General features: G+C 72.8%; 17 protein-coding genes. 5 read left to right on the top strand and 12 right to left on the bottom strand.

Features of this window, described 5'->3' with window-relative positions:
• Positions 1-180: 180 nt before the first annotated feature.
• From ABZZ38_RS22560 to ABZZ38_RS22575, 4 genes are all read right to left on the bottom strand, one after another.
• Positions 181-1515, bottom strand: coding sequence for an AI-2E family transporter (locus ABZZ38_RS22560; protein WP_356742763.1), 1335 nt, complete (start codon positions 1513-1515; stop codon positions 181-183).
• Positions 1516-1656: 141 nt separating this feature from the next.
• Positions 1657-2364: a transglycosylase SLT domain-containing protein gene (locus ABZZ38_RS22565; protein ID WP_356742765.1), complete on the bottom strand. Its 708-nt coding sequence runs from the start codon at positions 2362-2364 to the stop codon at positions 1657-1659.
• Between the two features lie 393 nt (positions 2365-2757).
• Positions 2758-4080 (bottom strand): PhoH family protein, encoded by a 1323-nt coding sequence (locus ABZZ38_RS22570; protein ID WP_356742767.1) that lies wholly within the window; start codon positions 4078-4080, stop codon positions 2758-2760.
• Between the two features lie 301 nt (positions 4081-4381).
• On the bottom strand, positions 4382-5143 hold the full coding sequence (locus ABZZ38_RS22575) for an isoprenyl transferase (RefSeq protein ID WP_356742769.1): 762 nt from the start codon (positions 5141-5143) through the stop codon (positions 4382-4384).
• Positions 5144-5300: 157 nt separating this feature from the next.
• On the opposite strand from ABZZ38_RS22575, the gene mgrA reads away from it, so the two are divergent.
• Positions 5301-6338, top strand: a complete 1038-nt coding sequence (gene mgrA / locus ABZZ38_RS22580) for an L-glyceraldehyde 3-phosphate reductase (protein WP_356742771.1) — start codon at positions 5301-5303, stop codon at positions 6336-6338.
• A 372-nt stretch (positions 6339-6710) separates the two neighbouring features.
• On the opposite strand, the gene ABZZ38_RS22585 is transcribed toward mgrA, so the two are convergent.
• The 4 genes from ABZZ38_RS22585 to ABZZ38_RS22600 all read right to left on the bottom strand — a co-directional run bounded on the left by ABZZ38_RS22585 (position 6711) and on the right by ABZZ38_RS22600 (position 11015).
• Positions 6711-8219, bottom strand: a complete 1509-nt coding sequence (locus ABZZ38_RS22585) for a DUF2079 domain-containing protein (RefSeq protein WP_356742773.1) — start codon at positions 8217-8219, stop codon at positions 6711-6713.
• 347 nt (positions 8220-8566) lie between these two features.
• Positions 8567-9403, bottom strand: a complete 837-nt coding sequence (locus ABZZ38_RS22590) for an A24 family peptidase (RefSeq protein WP_356742775.1) — start codon at positions 9401-9403, stop codon at positions 8567-8569.
• Between the two features lie 80 nt (positions 9404-9483).
• Positions 9484-10632, bottom strand: a complete 1149-nt coding sequence (locus tag ABZZ38_RS22595; RefSeq protein ID WP_356742777.1) for a mannosyltransferase family protein — start codon at positions 10630-10632, stop codon at positions 9484-9486.
• A 29-nt stretch (positions 10633-10661) separates the two neighbouring features.
• A complete protein-coding gene (locus ABZZ38_RS22600) occupies positions 10662-11015 on the bottom strand; it encodes a hypothetical protein (RefSeq protein WP_356742779.1) in 354 nt (117 codons plus the stop codon).
• A gap of 147 nt (positions 11016-11162) precedes the next feature.
• On the opposite strand from ABZZ38_RS22600, the gene ABZZ38_RS22605 reads away from it, so the two are divergent.
• The 4 genes from ABZZ38_RS22605 to ABZZ38_RS22620 all read left to right on the top strand — a co-directional run bounded on the left by ABZZ38_RS22605 (position 11163) and on the right by ABZZ38_RS22620 (position 14807).
• Positions 11163-11519 (top strand): DUF192 domain-containing protein, encoded by a 357-nt coding sequence (locus ABZZ38_RS22605; protein ID WP_356742781.1) that lies wholly within the window; start codon positions 11163-11165, stop codon positions 11517-11519.
• Between the two features lie 154 nt (positions 11520-11673).
• On the top strand, positions 11674-13671 hold the full coding sequence (locus ABZZ38_RS22610) for a hypothetical protein (protein WP_356742783.1): 1998 nt from the start codon (positions 11674-11676) through the stop codon (positions 13669-13671).
• 10 nt (positions 13672-13681) lie between these two features.
• Positions 13682-14347 carry a hypothetical protein gene (locus ABZZ38_RS22615; RefSeq protein ID WP_356742785.1) on the top strand — a complete coding sequence of 222 codons (666 nt, stop codon included), beginning with the start codon at positions 13682-13684 and terminating at the stop codon, positions 14345-14347.
• A gap of 22 nt (positions 14348-14369) precedes the next feature.
• Complete coding sequence (locus ABZZ38_RS22620) at positions 14370-14807, top strand: DUF3592 domain-containing protein (protein ID WP_356742787.1); 438 nt, start codon at positions 14370-14372, stop codon at positions 14805-14807.
• Positions 14808-14907: 100 nt separating this feature from the next.
• Here the strand turns inward: ABZZ38_RS22620 and ABZZ38_RS22625 are convergent, their stop codons facing one another.
• From ABZZ38_RS22625 to ABZZ38_RS22640, 4 genes are all read right to left on the bottom strand, one after another.
• The gene (locus ABZZ38_RS22625; protein WP_356742789.1) at positions 14908-15438 is read right to left on the bottom strand and encodes a hypothetical protein; all 531 of its coding nucleotides are present in this window, start codon (positions 15436-15438) and stop codon (positions 14908-14910) included.
• Entirely contained in the window at positions 15435-16166 is a 732-nt protein-coding gene (locus tag ABZZ38_RS22630; RefSeq protein ID WP_356742791.1) for a hypothetical protein, read from the bottom strand. The genes ABZZ38_RS22625 and ABZZ38_RS22630 overlap by 4 nt, the downstream gene beginning before the upstream one ends.
• A gap of 53 nt (positions 16167-16219) precedes the next feature.
• The gene (locus ABZZ38_RS22635) at positions 16220-18523 is read right to left on the bottom strand and encodes a Tox-REase-5 domain-containing protein (RefSeq protein WP_356742794.1); all 2304 of its coding nucleotides are present in this window, start codon (positions 18521-18523) and stop codon (positions 16220-16222) included.
• A 165-nt stretch (positions 18524-18688) separates the two neighbouring features.
• Positions 18689-19345, bottom strand: coding sequence for an OmpA family protein (locus tag ABZZ38_RS22640; RefSeq protein WP_356742866.1), 657 nt, complete (start codon positions 19343-19345; stop codon positions 18689-18691).
• Position 19346 lies beyond the last annotated feature (1 nt).

Raw genomic sequence — 19346 nt, forward strand, 5'->3', positions numbered from 1 at the left:
CGCCTGACGCGTACGAAGGGGCCCACCGGCATCCGTGCCGGTGGGCCCCTTCACGCGTTCCGGTGGAGGAGGGAGCGGCGCGCGCTGTACGTGCCCGGCCGGCACCCGGCCCGGGTCCATGGGCGCGAAGTCACCCTCGACGTGGCGCGCTCCACAAGGCGGGAGAGCGCCGCCGTACCGTCACTCCTCCCGGGGCTCCTGGGGCTCCCGGGACGGAACCGCCGGCGCGGCACCCGCCGGCGCCGGTGCCGCGCCGTGGCGGATCGCCTGCTCGCGGGTGAACGCCCGCAGGTAGCCGACGACCGTGTTGGTGACCGCGACGAGCGGCACCGCGACCACCGCACCGCCGATCCCGGCGGTCAGGCCGCCCGCCGCGACGGCCAGGACGACCGCGAGCGGGTGCACGCGCACCGCGCGGCCCAGGATGAAGGGCTGCAGCACATGGCCCTCGATCTGCTGCACGGCGAGCACCACCAGCAGCACCATCAGCGCGGTGAACACCCCCTGGGTGACCAGGGCGACGATCACCGCGAGCGCGCCCGAGACGACCGCGCCGACCAGCGGGATGAAGGAGAAGAGGAAGATGAGGACGCCGAGCGGCACGGCCAGCGGCACGTCGAGGAAGTAGATGCCGAGACCGATGAAGATCGCGTCGATCATCGCCACGATGAGCGTGCCGCGCACATAGGCGGTGAGCGTCCGCCAGGCGCGCGGACCCGCGCCGGCGACACCCGGGCGCGCCTGCGCCGGGACCAGCTTGAGCACCCACTGCCAGACGCGCTTGCCGTCGTACAGCAGGAAGAGCGTCGAGAACATCGCCAGCAGGATGCCGGTCAGCACCTCGACCACCACCGTCACGCCCTGCAGGCCGGCGGTGGTGATCTCCTCGGTGTTCGTGCCGATGGTGTCGCTGAGGTTCTTGGCGATGTCGTTGATCTGCTGCTCGGTGACGTGGAACGGGCTGTCCAGCAGCCAGCGCTTCAGCTCCTCGATGCCGTCCCTGAGGCGGTCGGAGATGTCGCCGAGGTTGTCCATCACCTGCCAGACGACGAACCAGCCGACCAGCCCCATGATGACGAAGCCCAGGACGGCGGTGACGGCCGTGGCGAAGCCGCGCGGCAGGCCCATGCGCATCAGCCGCGCCACGGTCGGCTGGAGCAGGGCGGTGATCAGCAGGGCGGCGACGAAGGCGAGCACCACGAGCTGGACGGTGCTGATGACCTTCATCAGCACCCAGAGCGTGCCCGCGAGGACGAGCAGCCGCCAGCCGGCCTCGGCCGCGACGCGGATGCCCCAGGGGATGGCGTCGACCGGATCGGGCGGGGCGGCGACGGCGGGGGCGTACGTGGGGGGCGCGGGAACGCTCTCGGGTGCGTGCGCGCCATCGTCACCGTGAGGTCCGGACACGCCCGGCTCATCCGGTTCGTCCTCCGCCCGGCGGCGCTCCTCCAGTCGCTCTCCGACCCTGCTCAGACCTGCGCCCAGCCGGCCCAGCCACCCTGGCACTTTCGACATGTTCTTCTCTCTTCCCCCACCGCTCCCCCGGGAGTCACGGGCTTCCGACGGTACACGCCCGGAGCCCCTCGCCGTAGGACGGCGAGGGGCTCCGGGACGTCGAGCGCAGGGCGGGATCCCGCCGATGGCCTAACGGACGGCCTAGTACCAGTGGTTGGCCTGCCAGAAGTTCCAGGCGCCGCACGGGCTGCCGTAGCGGTCGTTCATGTAGTTCAGGCCCCACTTGATCTGGGTGGCCGGGTTGGTCTGCCAGTCGGCGCCGGCGGAGGCCATCTTGGAGCCAGGGAGCGCCTGGACGAGACCGTACGCGCCCGAGGAGGGGTTCTGCGCGCGGTAGTTCCAGTCGGACTCGTGGTCCACGATGTTGCTGAAGCACTGGAACTGGTCGCCCGGGATCATCTGACGGGCCATCGCCTGCACTTCGGCGACGCTGTACGAGCCCTTGGCGGCGAAGCTGGACACGGAACGGACCTCGTCGCGGCTGGCCCGCTTCTCGGCCTCGCGCGCTTCCCGCTCCTTGCGCTCCTGCTCGGCCTTCTCCTCGGCGGCTTCCTTCTTCGCCTGGGCGTCCTTGGCGGCCTGGAGGCGCGCGGCCTCCTCGGCGGACTTCTGCGCGGCCGAGTCGGCAGCGGCGGCCTGGGCCTCGGCCTGCTGCGTCAGGGACGAGACCTGTACCTGGGCCTGCTGGCCGACGGGGATGTCCGCCAGGAGCGTCGTGTCGGCGGCAGCGGCCTCGAAGTTGTCGTTCGAGGGCTGGGTGGTGCCCGAGGCGACGCCGACGACAGCGCCGACAGTGGTGACCGCAGTGGCCGACGCCACCGCGAATCCCCGGACCGAGATCCGGCTCACACGGTTTCCTTCCAGCATCGCCCGGTTAGGTGACCTCGCGGGCGAAATCGTGCCCCTGGCGCTGGTCCCCCCACTGCTGGGTCACGGGGGACACGGGCCCGGTGGGCAACTCCCTTGCGGGAGTGCCGCGTGGTGCTCGGGCGGCATACGGCGAGCGGGTCTTGAGTTGTTACAGGTGTGCCGTATGCGGGGCCTGACGGAAGCAAGACTCTGCCCGACCGCGACGCCGCAAGGCAATTCTTCGTTGCGTGTGAAAGCTCACATGCCGCTTCTCGCGGGAGTTTCGCCGAAAGAGTCGCACAGCGCGGCGCCGCCCGGCTAAGCTCTCGCGCTTTGCCGGGCGGCGCCAACTTCCTGCCGGATATGCCGGTTCATGGGCCGGATCGAGGGCCGTTAAATCGACACATCCTCCAGCATTTCGGTCACGAGCGCCGCGATCTGCGAGCGCTCCGACCGGGTGAGCGTGACATGGGCGAACAGCGGATGGCCCTTCAGCTTCTCGACGACGGCGACGACTCCGTCGTACCGGCCGACTCTCAGGTTGTCCCGCTGTGCGACGTCATGCGTCAGCACGACACGGGAATTCGCCCCGATACGGGACAACACGGTCAGCAGGACGTTGCGTTCGAGGGACTGTGCCTCGTCCACGATGACGAACGCGTCATGGAGGGACCGGCCGCGGATGTGCGTGAGCGGAAGGACCTCCAGCATGCCCCGGCTCAGCACCTCCTCGACGACCTCCTTGCTCGCCACCGCCGAGAGGGTGTCGAAGACCGCCTGCGCCCAGGGGCTCATCTTCTCGGCCTCGCTGCCCGGCAGGTAGCCGAGATCCTGCCCGCCGACGGCGTACAGCGGGCGGAAGACCATCACCTTCTGGTGCTGCCGGCGCTCCAGGACCGCCTCCAGCCCCGCGCAGAGCGCGAGCGCCGACTTGCCCGTGCCGGCCCGTCCGCCCATCGACACGATGCCGACGTCGGGGTCGAGGAGCAGGTCCAGTGCGATGCGCTGCTCGGCGCTGCGCCCGCGGATGCCGAAGGCCTCCCGGTCGCCCCGGACCAGCCGTACGTTCCCCTCGGAGGTGACGCGTGCGAGCGCCTTGCCGCGCTCGGACTGGAGCACCAGGCCGGTGTGCACGGGCAGGCCGGCCGCCTCGGGGACGTACAGCGACTCCTCGCCGTAGAGCAGGTCGATCTGCTCGGCGGAGAGGGACAGCTCCGACATCCCGGTCCAGCCGGAGTCGGTGATGGCGAGTTCGGCGCGGTACTCCTCGGCGAGGAGGCCGACGGAGGACGCCTTGATACGGAGGGGCAGGTCCTTGGAGACGACCGTGACGTCGTATCCCTCGGCCTGGAGGTTGCGCGCGACCGCGAGGATCCGTGAGTCGTTGTCGCCGAGGCGGTAGCCCGCCGGGAGGACACCGGGGTCCGAGTGGTTGAGCTCCACCCGGAGGGTCCCGCCGAGCTCCCCGATGGGGAGGGGGGCGTCGAGGCGGCCGTACCGGAGCCGGAAGTCGTCCAGCAGGCGCAGCGCCTGACGGGCGAAGTAGCCGAGCTCCGGGTGGTGCCTCTTGGCCTCCAGCTCCGTGACCACGACGATCGGCAGCACGACCTCGTGCTCGTCGAAGCGGGACAGGGCGTTGGGGTCGGCCAGCAGGACGCTGGTGTCGAGAACGTAAGTCCGCCTGTCGTGCAGGCGGCGCTTTGTGCTGGTCACCACGGTAAGGACAGACCCCCTCTTATAGAGGCACATGAGGTCGGGGTGCGACGGCGACGGCGTCGCGGGGGGATGAGGCCGCGCTCCGGCCTCGACGCGCGGGCCGGGCTCCGGCCCTCCGCGTCGTCCGTACACGGCGTGCACGGTCGTCCTGGTGCAAAGGACCTCCCGGGCGAGCGGGCTTGAGTACCGCTCACTTCTGGAAGGGATATGCCCGCGAACGCGCGCGACCATGCCATGGCATATGACGACGCGTCGGTGAACAGCGGGTGACCGGGTTTTCGCGGGCCGGGGGCCCGCGCCGTCAGGTGCCGTAGCGGCGGTGACGGGCCGCGTAGTCGCGCAGGGCGCGCAGGAAGTCGACCTTCCGGAAGGCCGGCCAGTGGACCTCGCAGAAGTAGTACTCCGAATGGGCGCTCTGCCAGAGCATGAAGCCCGACAGGCGCTGCTCGCCGCTCGTGCGGATCACCAGGTCCGGGTCGGGCTGGCCGCGCGTGTAGAGGTGCTCGGAGATGCGGTCGATGTCGACGATCTCGGCGAGCTCCTCGAAGCTGGTCCCCTTCTTCGCGTGCTCCAGCAGCAGCGAGCGGACCGCGTCAGCGATCTCCTGGCGTCCGCCGTAGCCCACGGCGACGTTCACGAGTATCCCGGTGTGGTCGCGGGTGGACTCCTCGGCCTCCTTCAGGACCGCCTGGGTCCGCGCGGGCAGCAGGTCGAGCGTGCCCACGTGGTGCACCCGCCAGCGGCCGTCGGCGGCGAGGGCCCGCACGGCGTCCTCGATGATGCCGAGCAGCGGGACGAGCTGCTCCTCGGGGCGGTTCAGGTTGTCGGTCGAGAGCATCCAGAGCGTGACGACCTCGACGTCCGTCTCGGCGCACCAGCCGAGCAGCTCCTGGATCTTGCTCGCGCCCGCCTTGTGGCCCTGCTCGGGCGTGCCGCCGGACGCCTTCGCCCAGCGCCGGTTGCCATCGAGGATGACGCCGATGTGCTTCGGTACCTGGGCGTGGTCGAGGCGGCCTTCCACCCGGCGTGCGTAGAGCCTGTACACCAGGTCGCGCAAGTTCACCGATCTCACCTCTCGATTGCGTACGGGCCCGCAGCGGCGTCGGCCCAGGGGGATCGATACCGGCTCAGCGCGGCCGTCCCCGAAGCCGCCACATTACTGCGCGGGGGTCACGGCGGCCCAACCCGGTCCGTCACAAGTCCGTGATAAGGAGGGAGACGTGACTGATACCCCCGCATACCGCCCCGCCGGCGACCGCTACGCCACCATGGAGTACCGCCGCACCGGCCGCAGCGGCCTGAAGCTCCCCGCCATCTCGCTGGGCCTGTGGCACAACTTCGGCGACGACCGCACGCTCTCCTCGCAGCGCGCGATCCTGCGCCGCGCCTTCGACCTGGGGGTGACCCACTTCGACCTGGCCAACAACTACGGTCCGCCGCCCGGCTCCGCCGAGCTGAACTTCGGCAAGATCTTCGCCCAGGATTTCACGCCGTACCGTGATGAACTCATCATTTCCACCAAAGCGGGCTATCTCATGCACCCGGGCCCGTACGGCGAGTGGGGCTCCCGCAAGTATCTGCTGTCCTCGCTCGACGCCTCGCTGAAGCGCATGGGCCTCGACTACGTCGACATCTTCTACTCGCACCGCTTCGACAAGGACACCCCGCTCGAGGAGACCATGGGCGCCCTCGCCTCGGCCGTGCGGCAGGGCAAGGCGCTGTACGCCGGTGTCTCGTCGTACACCGGTGAGCAGACCGCCGAGGCGGCGCGGCTGCTGCGGGAGATGGGCGTCCCGGCCCTGATCCACCAGCCGTCCTACTCGATGATCAACCGCTGGACGGAGGAGGACGCCCTGCTCGACACCCTGGAGGAGGCGGGCATGGGCTGCATCGCCTTCGCGCCGCTCGCCCAGGGCATGCTCACCGACAAGTACCTCACGGGCATCCCCGAGGGCTCCCGGGCCGCCCAGGGCAAGTCGCTCGACCCGGACCTCCTGTCCGAGGACGTCGTACGCCGGCTGCGCGGCCTCGACGAGATCGCGCGCCGCCGCGGCCAGTCGCTGGCGCAGCTCGCGCTGACGTGGGTACTGCGCGACGAGCGGATGACGTCGGCCCTGATCGGCGCGTCCAGCGTGCGGCAGCTGGAGGAGAACATCGCGGCGCTGGCGGGGCCGCCGCTCGGCGAGGAGGAGCTGAAGGAGATCGACTCGTACGCGGTGGACACCGCCGGTACGAACATCTGGGCCGCGCGGAGCTGATGCGAAGCGGCCGGGGCCGGCCGGAGCGGTTCCCGGCCTCAGGGAAGCGCCGGCGCGGGCCCGGACGGAAAACGGGCCGGTCCGTGGGGGGGATACGGACCGGCCCGAGGGGGGGTTTCCACCATAACCCTTCGTAAGGGGTGCTGCGTGCCACGACAGGCCGTCACTACGCTCCGAATGCGCGGGGACGCGCGGCGGGCCGGGCGTTCGTGGAGTCCGGGGCCGTCGCGGCGGCCCGCGCGCCCGGCGAATCGGGGCGGGCCTGTACCCCCGAAGAGGGACCCGGCCCGCGGGGCGCGGCGTTGACGGCGCCTCGCCCGCGCGGGGCGGGCGGCGCAGGGTCGGCGCCCTCTCCGTCGGCCTGTCCGCCGTTCAGTCGCCCGTCTGCCGCGCCTGGACGCGCCGCAGCAGGGTGATGCCGTCGCGCCGGGCGACGCGCTGGTAGCCGTAGCGCTTCTCTGCGGCCGCGAGCTCGGCCTCCTGCTGCCGAAGGGGGTAGGGCCAGTGGCCGGTCCTGTACGGCCAGGCCTCGGGGGGCCGCCGGTCGAAGACGATCCACTCGGCGGTGGGCCGCGGCAGCCGCGTCCTGTCGTACGCGTACAGCTGCCCCTGAACCGGGAAGGTCGGGAAGACGACGACCGTGCAGCGCGACGTGAGCTGCGGGATGAGGCGGTTGGAGGCGGCGACGGTGGCGCCGTCCGGGATCTCGGCGAGCAGGGCGCGGGCGGCCTCGATGTGCGGCGTCGTGCGCCAGGTCGCGCGCTGGACGAGCAGCGCGAGGGGGAAGGACGGCAGCATCACCAGCGTCACGGCGAGCACGGTGGCGAGCGAGGCGCGGACGTGGCGGGCGGCGAGCGGGTGGTCGGTGCGGCGCCACACGGTGAGCGCGTCGATCAGCCCGGCGACGACGACGGGCATGAGGACGGCGCTGTAGTGGAAGGCCGTGCCCCAGTGGAAGGCGTTCTGCGACAGCATCCGCCAGGCGAGGGTCGGCACGGCGATCAGGGAGAGCGGGGAGCGCAGCGCGAGCAGCGCGGAGGGCGCGAAGACCAGGACGAGGGTCATGGCCTTGATGTCGGGGCGCAGCGCGTCGAGCGGGGCGTGCGCGAGGGCCGCCGGCAGTGACCCGTACCCCTCGCCGAGGTTGCCGCCGTGCGCGTACGACCCGCCCGGATGGAAGGCGGGCAGCAGCAGCGTGATCTCGACGGCCGAGCCGATGAGACCGGTCGCGGCGGTGGCGAGGCCGAGCGTGCGCGGGCCGCCGCGCAGCGCGATGCAGGCGCCTACGGCGGCGAGGGTGAGGCCCAGGTCCTCCTTGATGAGGAGCAGGGGCGCCGCCCAGGCGACGGCCGCGCGCCACCGCTGCCGGGCCAGGGCTTCGAGGGACCAGGCGAGCAGGGGTACGGCGAGGGCGACCTCGTGGAAGTCGAAGGCGGCGGCCGACGCGATGCCCCAGCTCAGCCCGTACGCGGCGGCCACGGCGTGCGCGGCGCGGCGGCCGAGCGCGCGGGCGGCCCAGCGGGCGAGCGGGACGACGGCGAGGGCGAGGAGCGCGGACTGGGCGACGAGCAGGCAGAGGGGTGAGGGCCAGAGGCGGTAGAGCGGGGCGAGGGCGGCGAGCAGCGGGTGGAAGTGGTCACCGAGCAGGTTGAAGTCCTCGCCGCGCAGCGGCACGACGGGGGCGCGGAGTTCGGCGTACGCCCGGACGGCCTGCTCGAAGATGCCGAGGTCGTAGCCGGTGGTCCGCAGGAGCTGATGGCGGCGTACGGCGACGGTCGCGTACAGCGCGCAGAGTGCCGCGGCCCACCCCCAGACGAGGAGCCGGGGGGTGGGGGGGTTCACCGTGACCGGGACGAGGGGCGGTGAGGCCGTACGACTCAAGGACCCATTGGTGAGGAATGTCCGCATACGCCGGATGCTAGGTCGGCGGACGGCCGGCCCGGGTGAGGCGGATGGCGCGTGGTGCTGGGCACGCCGTCCGGCAGGCCCCCTCACGGCGGTCGCCGGCGGTGGTGGGGTGCGACGGTGGCGCGGGGGCGGGCTCGCGCGCGCCGGACGTGCCGTTCGCGCTGCCGCGCCGGGCTGCCTGCCGCACTTCGGCGGGCCGGCGGCCGGCGCCGAAGTCCAGGGCCCATCCCCTCGCGGCCCTTCTCATGCCCGGTGCGCCCGGACCGCGCCGTGGTGGCGGGCGCACCGAGTCAGTGCCGGCCAGGCCCGGGCGCGGCGGGCTACACCGGTGTGGCGGTGAACGCGCCGAGCAGCAGCCCGAGCAGCGCGCCGCCGATCATGAACGGGCCGAAGGGGATGGCGCTCTTGCGGCTCGCCCGCCCCAGGACGACGAGCCCGATCCCGTACAGCGCGCCGAAGAGGAAGCCCGCGAACGCGCCCGCGAAGAGGATTCCCCAGCCGTACCAGCCGAGCGCCACGCCCAGGGACAGGGCCAGCTTGACGTCACCGAAGCCCATGCCGTTCGGGTTGATGAGGAACAGCGTGAAGTAGGCGGCGCCGAGGACGAGGCCGCCGAGGAGCGCCGACGTCCATGTGCCGGCGTGCCCGGGGAGCAGCGCGGCGACGCCGAGGAGCCCGCTGGCCGCCGCGGCGAGCGGCAGCGTCAGCCGGTCGGGCAGGCGGTGTACGCCCGCGTCGACGGCGGCCAGCAGCACGGCGAACGGCGCGAGGAGCAGCCAGACCGCGAGCTCGGGGTGCGGGCCCGTCGCGGCGGCGAGCGCGCCGCAGGCGAGGGCGGTGACCACCGGGGCGGTGAGGGGCCGGGCGGTGAGGGTCGAGGGGGCGGCCGGTCCGGTGGGGGGCGGGGCGGCGGCGGGCGCGGGGTGGGCGCGGTCCGGGTGGTGCCCGGGTCCGCCCGCCGGCACGGCCACCCCGCACGGCGCGCACCGCGCGAGCCCGAGCCAGCCGCGCGCCGGCCCGGTGAAGGGGTGCCCGGCGGGGCAGACGTCCCGCCACGCCTCCTCCGGGTCGACCGACAGCCGGTAGGCGGCGCGCGGCACGAGCAGCCCGGTGGCGGCGCCCCACAGGACGGCGACGGCGATCAGCGTGGCGTACACGCAGCGAACCCTAGGGCGGTACGGCGCGGCCGGTCATGGGCCCGTGGGCCCACTCCCGCGCGAGGCGGGCCCAAACCCGGTCACGGCGGCCCCGGCCCCAGCAGCGTGAACGCCCCGTACGCCCCGGACGCCAGGGCCAGCGCCGCGAGCACCAGGACCAGGGTGCGGTCCCGCAGCCGCGCGAGGGCCACCGCCGCCGGGAGGAGCAGCGGGAACGCCGGCATCATCAGGCGGGGCCGGGAGCCGAAGTACGCGGCGCCGACCAGCGAGATGGCGACTACCGCGAGGGTGTACACCAGCACCGGCAGCGGCTGGCGCTGCCTGACGCACAGCCACACCACCCAGCCCACCAGCGCGAGCGCCGCGCACAGGCCCACCCCGGCGAGCGGCGCCGGACCGGTCAGGGTGCGCCACACGAACCGGGCGAGGGCCACTCCCCCGTCGATGCTGTTGCCCCACGCTGCCTGGACGTCGAAGTACGCGGTGGGACCGCCTTCCACCACGGCGACGAAGACGACGTAACCCAGCCACCCCAGCGGCGCCAGCAGCACGCCCGCCACCATGCGTACCGGCGCCCGGCGTTCCTTGACGACGGTCACGATCGCCGTGACGCCGATCGCCGCGATGAGCGCGGCGGCCGACGGCCGGGTCAGGCCGGCCAGGACGCACAGGGCGCCGGCCGTGATCCACCGGCCGCGCAGCACCGCGTACAGCGACCAGGCGGCGAGCGCGGTGAACAGCGTCTCGGTGTACGCCATCGACTGCACGAACGCCGTCGGGTACACGCCCCACAGCACGGCCAGCACCGCCCCGGCGCGCCGCCCCGCCACCCGGGCGCCGACCGCGTGAATGCCCCAGGCGGCGGCGAGCGCGGCCGTCCACGACACGGCCAGCCCGGCGTTCGCCGCGCCGATCGGGAGCACGGCCGACAGCCCCCGCTCCAGGGCGGGCAGCAGGGGGAAGAAGGCCAGGTCGGAGTGGACGCCGCCGTCGGGGAGCCGGACCTCGTGCCCGTACCCGTGCTCGGCGATCCGCACGTACCAGACGGAGTCCCAGCGCCCGTTCAGCCGGTGGAGTCCGTCCTTGCCGGCCACAGCGGCGGCGACGGCGAGGACCGCCATTCCCACCGCCCGTACGGCCGCGTACCCCCACAGGGCGGGTGCGGCACCGGCCGACGGTCCGGGGGGCGGGGTTTCCTGATCGAGCTGCTGGGACCGGGGCCGGGACATGGGGTCGATTATGTCCGTGGCGAGGGGCGTCAGCGGAACGCGTGGACCACGTCGATCCGGCCGACGATGTGGGCGTTGAACTCGTCCAGCTCCTCCGCCGGCACCCACAGCTCCAGGATGGTCCGGCCGCCCGCCTGTCGCACCGGGTACCGGGCCGGGAAGGCGGAGTCGACCTCGAAGCGGGTCACGAACCCGGCCCCGTCGTGCTTCACGTTCCAGTCCCTGGCGATCCTGATCGCGTACTCCTCGTTGAGCACCGGGTAGAAGATCGGCTGCTCCGGCAGCCGCGGCGGCCAGGCACGCCACCCCGACGCCTCGACCAGCTCCAGCTCCTCGGGGCCGGTCGGGCGCCACAGGGTCGTCGTCGCGGGAGGGAGGTTCACGGGCCTGGCTCTCCGGTGCGAAGGGTTGGAGGGGCGGAGGGTCGCCGGCACGGCGTCCGGCGCTCCCGGACGATACCCGGGCAGGGGCGGGCGCGACCAGGCCGTTTCGGGCCCCGACGCGTGCGCCCCCGCGATACCGTCTGGGCCATGGCGGGATGGCGGAACGGCACGGGCAGGCTGACGGTCGCGGGCGGGGACGGTGAGGCGGTGCCCGTGGAGATCGCCGCGTCCTACCGGGCGCGTACGCGCGGACTCCTCGGCCGGGACGGGGTGTCCGGGCTGTTGATGCTGACGCCGTGCGGGAGCGTGCACACCTTCCGGATGCGGTTCACCATCGACGTGGCCTACCTCGACCGGCGGATGAACGTCATCGCCGTACGGACCATGGAACCCGGGCGCCTCGGGCTGCCCCGGCCGCGCGCCCGCCACGTGCTGGAGTCGGAGGCGGGGGCCATGGCGCGCTGGGGCATCCGGCCGGGGGTCCGGGTGACCGTCGAGGCGTGACCGGCCCGCCAACCTCCTCGCCGGGGAGGGCCGTTACGGTCACGGGTGCTCGCCGCCGCGATTTGGGCCCGGCTTTGGGACCGCAGGCCCAGGTCGGAAACGGTCCCCGCTTCGTACGCTCCGCACACGCCGGAGATGTGAGAGGGGTGCGGCCGTGGACGGTGGCTGGGGCAACAGAGGCAAGGGGCACATACCCCCGCCCGGAGGGCGGGGCGGCGACTCGGGAGCGTTCCTCGCCCTGGTGTGCGGCTGGGCGGCCGGCGTCATCGTGTACGTGGGCTGCGGTGTGCTCTTCAGCAGGGCGCTCTTCGAACCGCTCGCCGACGCCGCCCGGCTGGAATCCTTCACCTGGCGCCTCGCCCTGCTGCATGTGCCCAGCGCTCTCACCACCGTCCTGTCGGTCCTCGCAGCCGCCCGGGTGGTGTCCCGCAACCACCGTGACTCCCTCGCCCTGCGGCTCACGGCGGCCCTCGGCATACCGCTCGCCGGCCTGGTCTACGGCCTCTGGGTCTCCTGGGACGTCGTCAGCGCCGAAGGCGTGTTCATGCCCGCGGCCGGGCTGCTCACCGGTGCCGCCGCGGGCCTCGCCCTGGACGGACTGCTGGAGGCGCGCGCCACCCCTCCCGCCGCCCCGTTCCCCGCGCCGCCGCGCCCGGGACCGGCATGGCGTGACCGCGGCGCCACCGCCACCGAGTACCTCGGCGTCATCGTCGTGGTCGTGGCCCTGATCTCGGCGCTCGCGCTCGCGGGCGTGGGCGGCAAGATCGGTGACCGCATCCGCTGCGCCATCACCTCGATCGCCGGTGGCGGCGGCAGCGGGTGCGCGACCGGCGAGGACGGCGTGGCCCGCCCGAAGACGGACGCCGACTACGAGCCGAAGCTCTGTCAGGTCTCCGCCGTCTCCGACACCGCGGGCGGCAAGGTGAAGATCGGCTGGTTCGAGTGGGGCAAGGAGTACGGCTTCCAGCAGAAGGTCAGCCAGTCGAAGAAGGACGAGAACGGCGACGGCAAGGTCGACGGCAACGACAAGCTGGTCTACCTGACGTTCACCGACGCCGCGTCGGCCGGCGTCAACGGCTCGACGCCCGGGGTGAAGCTGGGCAAGCTCGGCAAGGCCGACGTCGACCTCGGTGCCGGCATCAAGGTCACCAACGGCGACACCTGGGTCTTCAAGAGCGAGGAGGAGGCCGCGAAGATGCGGGCCGACATCGAGGAGATGAAGATGTGGGAGACCTCGATGAAGCACAGCGGCGGCTACGGCGGCGGCTGGTACGCGGCCGGCAAGTACGGCGAGAAGCGCGAGGCCATCGAGAAGCAGATCGGCGACAAGAAGATCTCGTACTCGACGATCGGGCTCAACGTGTACGCCGACGGCGGCCTCGGTCTCAAGCCCGGTGACGACACCAGGCTGGGCGCGAAACTGGGCGGCAAGGCCAAGTTCTCGCCGGACGTGACCATCACCAAGGACGACGTCAACGGCAACGAGTCGTACACCTACACCGCCAAGCTGGAGGTGGAGGGGAAGGTCGGCGGCGAGGCCGGACCGCTCGGCGGCACGGCGGGCGCGAAGGACACCTACACCGGAGCGATCACCGTCACGCGCGACCAGAAGACGGGCAAGCTGGTCCGCATCGACATGACGAAGACCGTCGAGAAGACGTCGACCTCCGACAAGACGGAGGGCGGCCACGACAACGGCGAGAAGGACGACGGGAAGCGCGGCGGCAAGGGCAACGTCACCGACTCCTCCGGCCCCACCGGCATCGGGGTGCAGACCGACTCGATCGTCTTCGGCAAGGAGACGGACAAGGCGACCGAGGACAAGCGGGCCGTCGCCGAGACGTGGCTGGACGGCTCGGGCAACAACACCGCACCGTTCGAGTACATGTTCAGCGGACGTGAGTTGGACAAGAAGCCGGCGGGTAACGACCCCTTCGAGCAGATGATGTTCCAGGACGGACTGTCGAGCACGCTGGACTACCACGGCGAGACCGACGCCCAGGAGTTCGGCTTCGAGGTGTCGCTCGGGATGAGCCTCGGCTTCTCGATCTCGGACGAGCACAAGAAGGAGACCCTCAAGGACGCCAAGTTCCTGGGAGCGCCGCAAGGTGACAAGCGCCCACTCCTGCCCTACAGCTACTGCGCGAAGTAAGGCGATGCCCATGAAGAGTTCCCGTGTCCCGGCGTCCCGTGCCCGCAGCGCCCGTTGCCGGGCGTCCGGTGCCCCGGCGTCCCGTGCCCCGGCGTCCCGTGCCCCGCGCTCCCGCAGGACGGGCGGCTTTGCCGCCGCCGCCCTCGGCGCGGCCCTCCTGCTCACCGGCTGCGGCGGCGACGGCGAGGCCGCCGCCGTTCCCGACGGCTGGACCACCCTCGATACCAAGAGCCTGTCCGTGGGCGCTCCCAAGGGCTACCGGGAACAGCCCGCGAGCGAGCGCGCGAAGGCCAACGCCGCCGTGGCCCTCAAGGAGGAGTCCGGGGTGCGCACCGGCATGGTCTCCGTCCAGCTCGACTTCGCCACCGGTGTCGACGACGCGGAGGAGGCCGCCGCGGCGGCCGGCGCGGGCATCGGCCTCGGCTCGACCCGCAAGGGGACGTCCGACGTGCGGCTGGCGGGTGCGGAGAGCGCGCGGGAAGCCCGCCGCATCGACTACGAGTTCACCTCGAACGGCGAGGACCGGGCACCGGCCAAGGGCACCCGCATGACGGGTGTGGTGGTCGCCGGTGTCGACTCCAAGGGCGTTCCCTTCGCCGTACGCGTCAACGCGGTGAAGGGCTCCCTGACCGACGGCGACCTCGACGCGTTCGTCGAGTCCATCACCGTCAAGTAGGGCCGGAATGGACGGTAGCGGTATGAGCGGTGCGGATGTCACCCTCCTGTTGCTCGGCCTGCTGTTCGGCGCCTTCGCCCTGCGCTCCACGCTGCGCCTGCTGCGCGTACTCGCGCTGCTGCGGCGCGGGGAGCGCGTCGAGGGCCGGTGCGCCGCCCGCCGCAGGGTCGACCGGGGGCCGGGGATGGAGCGCCGGTTCGCCACGGAGTACGTCTTCGCCTTCCGTACCCGCGAGGGCGAGGACGTCGAGTTCACGGACCAGGCGCCCGGCCTCTTCGGTTTCGAGGTCGGGGCGCCGATCCGCGTCACGTACGACCCCGCCGCCCCGGCGAAGCGCGCGACGGTGGCGGGGCCCGGCGCCTGGTGGCCCCTGCTGGCGCCGGCCGTCTTCGCGCTGGGGCTGGGCCTGCTGACCCTGGTGCTGCTGTACGGCTTCGCGGCGGTGCGGGGGTGGGTGTGAGGCGCGGCCCCCGGTGCTGAGCGCCGGGCGCTCGGGGGGCGGGGGTCCGGCGCCCGGAGCCGTGGGCGCCGGGCGCCGGGCGCCGGGTGGTGAGCGGGGCTCAGGGCCGCTGGTCCTCCGGTGCGGTGACGGGGCGGTCGCTGACGGCGGCCACCATGACGAGCGGGGCGTCGCCGTCGCTGTGGCCGACGGAGACCCCGATCCACCGCGGGCCGTCGCCGGTGTCCAGCGGCCCCCACACCGCCAGGTCGCCGTAGCAGTCCTGGGAGAGCATCGCCTCGAACAGCGGCGGTACGGGCTCGCCCGCCTGCCACCGGAAGAGCGGCACATGCGTGGCGACCCGGCGGTGCGGCCCCCAGCGGCGCTCCAGCTCGCCGACCAGGTCGGCGAGGTGCTGCTCGCCGGTCCCCACCGCCTCGTTCCACTCCGGTTCGTACGCCCCGGTCAGGCCCTCGCCCTCCCAGAGGGGCACGAGTGCGAACCCCTCCCCCCGCGTCCCGGTCCACTCGCCCGTGGCCGGCTCGCCCTCCGCGACCGTGGGCCCCGCCGCCGGCACGGGCGCGGCCAGCAGCGCCTCGACCTCGAAGACGGCCCGCCGGGTGTCGAACACCTCCCCGGCCCGGGCGCTCACAGCACCGCCCGGCTCATCGGGCGGGGCAGCGGCTGCAACGCACCCGCGTCCCGCAGCCGCAGGCAGGCCCGCAGGACGCCGTCGGTGTCGTCGGGAGCCGCGATGTCGAGCAGGACGCCGCCGCCCCGGAGTTCCTTACGGGCGGCAGCCACGTCGTCCGGGACGAGAGCCGCCCGCGCGGCGGACAGGTAGCCCACCCAGCCCACCAGCGGCTCGCCGACGCCGAACCCGCCCTCGTCCTCCAGGACGTCGAGGACGTCGTCATCGCTGACGTCACCGAAGTCCGGCTCCCACTCCTCGGCGATGGCGGTGAGGAGTGCGGCGTCGGGGATGTCGGCGCCGTCGGGGGCGGTGACGCCGATCACCATCGACTGGAGCAGGAACTCCGGGGTGCCGCCCGCCAGACCGCTCACCTCGATCCTCCAGCCCTGGGCACCGGTGGTGACCAGCCGCAGCCCGTAGCCGTGGCCGCCGGACCACGCGTCGGTCTCCCGCTGCGCCCGCAGGGCGGCGAGGAGCGACGCCTCGTCCGCCCGCAGTTCGGTGGCCGGCCCGGACGCCCGCACGTGCTGCCAGCCCCAGGCGTCCTCCGCCCGCGGTGCCCCCGCCTCGGCCCCGGCCGCCGGGAGCAGCTCCGCGATCCGTCGCAGCGTCACCTGCCAGCGCCGTGCCAGCACCTCCGGCGACTCTTCCCGGGGCCCCCAGAACCCTCGCACCACACGCCGCACGTCCTGCCTCCCTCGTGCTCCGCCCGCGGCCTACGGGCATCCACCTGTTCACGCTAGTCGAACGCCTCGGGCTTCCTGGTGCTGTCCGACGGCTTCTGGGGGGTGTGCACGACCTTGATCGGCAATTGCTCCTCCCGGAATGCCCGGCGGGCGGCCCTGGCCACCTCGGGGTCGGAGAAATGCCACTCGACCGGGCGACCTCCGGACGCCTCGACCTGCGCCCGCGCCTCGGTGACGAACTTCTCCTTTCCGGATGTCGTGAGCGTGCCCTTGTCGGTCCGGGACAGATAGCTGCCGTAGCCGTTCTTCGCTTCGAGATACGTCTGCCTGCCGGAATCCCAGCCGTCGTATTCGACCGCCGGCTTTCCCTCCTTGGGGTGCGGCACGACGTACTCCTTGCCGCGCACGGTGCCGGTGATCTGCTCCTGGTAACGCAGCCAGGACTCGTTCACCCAGTTGGGCTTCGGGTTGCGGTCACGACCGGCCCAGTAGCCGTCGCCGTTGTCGGCGGAGCCGAGCACGCGGTCCTTCAGGTCCTTCGCCCAGCTCGGGGGGTTGTAGTTGCGCGGGTCGGACGTGTCGTTGCGCTTCGGCTCGGGCCACGGCTTCTTCTCCGCCAGGGCCTTGGCCGCGCGGGCGGGCTCCTCGGCGCGCTTCTGGGCCAGCCAGGCCGCCCGCTCCTGTTCGCGGGCCTCCTTGGCCTTGGCCTGCGCCTCCGTGTCGCAGCCGTCGTCGGCGAGGACCACCCGGTCCGGGGGCCCTGCGGCGAGGACCCCGGTACCGGAGCCGGCGACGCCGGTGAGCCCGTGGCGCGGCCGGGGGCCGAAGGCGATGACGCAGCCCGTCTCGCGGGCCTTCGCCTCCGCCTCGTCCGCCGCCTCGTCGGCCTCCTTCGCCGCCTTGCGGGCGCCCTCGACGTCACCGGCGTCGGCGGCCTTGCGGGCCCGGTCCGCCGCGTCGCCCGCCTTCTCGGCCGCATCGGCCGCCGCCTCGGCGGCTTTGCCCAGCTTGCCCAGTTTCCCCAGCTTGCCGACGACCTTCGCGACGTCGTAGCCGGGGATGAACATGGAGCCGACGTTCCATACGACGTCGGTGACGGCCCGGGTCCTCTCCCCGTTGTTCCAGCGGTCGCGCACCTCGTCACCGACGAAGACGTCGTCCCCGACCTTCAGTACGGTGTTGAGCGAGGCGCCGCCCCAGTCGCCCAGCGCGCCGAGGTAGTCGCCCTTGCTCCACTTGTCCCCGGCGCCCTTGGAGTCCCGCACCCACTGGTCGCCGAGCCGGCTGCCGTAGTCGGCCATGCCGGACCACGTGTCGCCGTCGAACAGGTCGACGATGCCGGAGAGGTCGCCCCAGATGCCGTCGACGAAGACGCCCTTGACGACCTGTGTGCCGCGGTCCAGGGCGCAGCCGAAGAAGCCCCAGCCGCCGCAGTCCTCCTCGTCTTCGGCCTTGCCGTCGCCGCCGTCGTTGCCGGTGCCGGTGTCCTCCGTGGTGACGGCGGGTACGTCGTACTGAGCCTCGGGCTCGGCGCCGGTCTCGGGGTAGGTGGCATCACCGCCACCGGTTCCGCCGGTTCCGCCGGTTCCGCCGGTGGAACCCGAGGGCCCTCCCCCGGAGCCGCCGGAGCCGCCCGTGCCGCCCGAGTCGGCGCCGCCGCCCGTACCGCCCGTCGTGTCCTCACCGGTGCCTGCCTCGACCTGCGTATCGTCGCCACCGCCGTCGCCGCAGGCCGCGCCGCCGCCGATCCGGCACACCTGCGCGACGATCCTGGACGTCAGTTCCTGACCGATCCCGGTCGCGACCAGCCCGCCGATGACGGCGGCGACCACGAGGACCAGGCCGAGGTACTCCGGGGCGGTCTGCCCCCGGTCGCGTCGCCAGGTGATGAGGTGGGGGAACGAGAACTCCGGCTTCTCCGTCCGCTCCCCCTCCGGCAGGCGGAACCACTCACGGCTCTCCGCCCGGCAGAGGAAGTACAGGATCAGTACCGGCAGGAAGAGCTGGGTGAAGCCGTGGCCCGAGCCGTGGGCGACGTTGGCCAGGCCTCCGAGGAGGAGCCACACCTGTACGGCGACGAGACCGGCCCACAGGGGTGTCCCCCCGGTCCACACCCGCCGGGCGAGCACCCACCCCACGACTCCGGGCGCCGCCGCGTAGAGCGCGATGCCGAGGAGCTCCGCCCCGGCCGCGTCCACGGCGAGCGCGGACCCCCACAGGCCGAGCCCGCCCAGGACCGTCGCCGCGAAGAGGACGTGCACGAGGGCGCGCGCCACGGCCAGCGCCCTCGGAAGCTCCCGCCGACCTCCCGCCGGCGCGGCACCTCCGTACGCGGGTATGCCACCGAACGCCGCCATGCGTGTCCCCCACCGGTCAGGCCAGTACGTCACATGAGCACAAGCAAGCTATGACCGGACGGCCCCGGCGTCGTGGGCCCGAGGACCCAAGAACAGGCCCAAGAACGGGACACCCCGGCGGTGACGGGCCGTCGGCCGGTCCGTCGCCGTCGGGGTGAGCGGGTGTCAGCCCTGGGTGCCTTCACTGCGCGGGAAGGAGACTTCCACGCGCCGGTTCTTCTTCCGTCCCTCTTCGGTGCCGTTGTCGGCGATCGGGTACTGCTCGCCGTAGCCCCGGATCTCAAAGGTGATCCCGGCGGCGGCCAACTCCTTGGCCAGCACACCGTGCACCGCCTCGGCGCGCTGCTTGGACAGCACGTCACCGTGCGCGGAGGACCCGAGATTGTCGGTGAAGCCGAACACGCGGACCTTCTTGGCGTCCTGCTTCTTGATCTCGGTGGCGATCGCCGCGATACGCGCGTTGGCCGCGCCGCTCAGCTTCGCGCTGTCCTTGCCGAACAGCACCTCGGCCTGAAGGGCGAACTTGACGCTGGAGTTGCTGTCCTCCCGTCGCTCCTCGCCGCCCTCGTCCTCGACGACCTGCACGATGTCGAGCACCTTGGCCGGCCCGAGCGTGGCGCCCTCCGGCATCTTCAGGTCCGGGTCGGATCCGTCGACCTCGACCGGCGGCGTGGCCGAGGCCTCGGTCCCGGGCGGCACACTCGGGCCGTCGTCAGCAGCGGCGACGTTGGTTCCGAGGATGCCGGTGACGGCCAGCAGGACCAGCGGCACGACGGCGGTCACCGCCGTACGCGGCCGACTCGGTCGAGTACGGACAACCATC

The organism is Streptomyces sp. NPDC006368 (genome assembly GCF_040612535.1).
Lineage (GTDB): Bacteria > Actinomycetota > Actinomycetes > Streptomycetales > Streptomycetaceae > Streptomyces.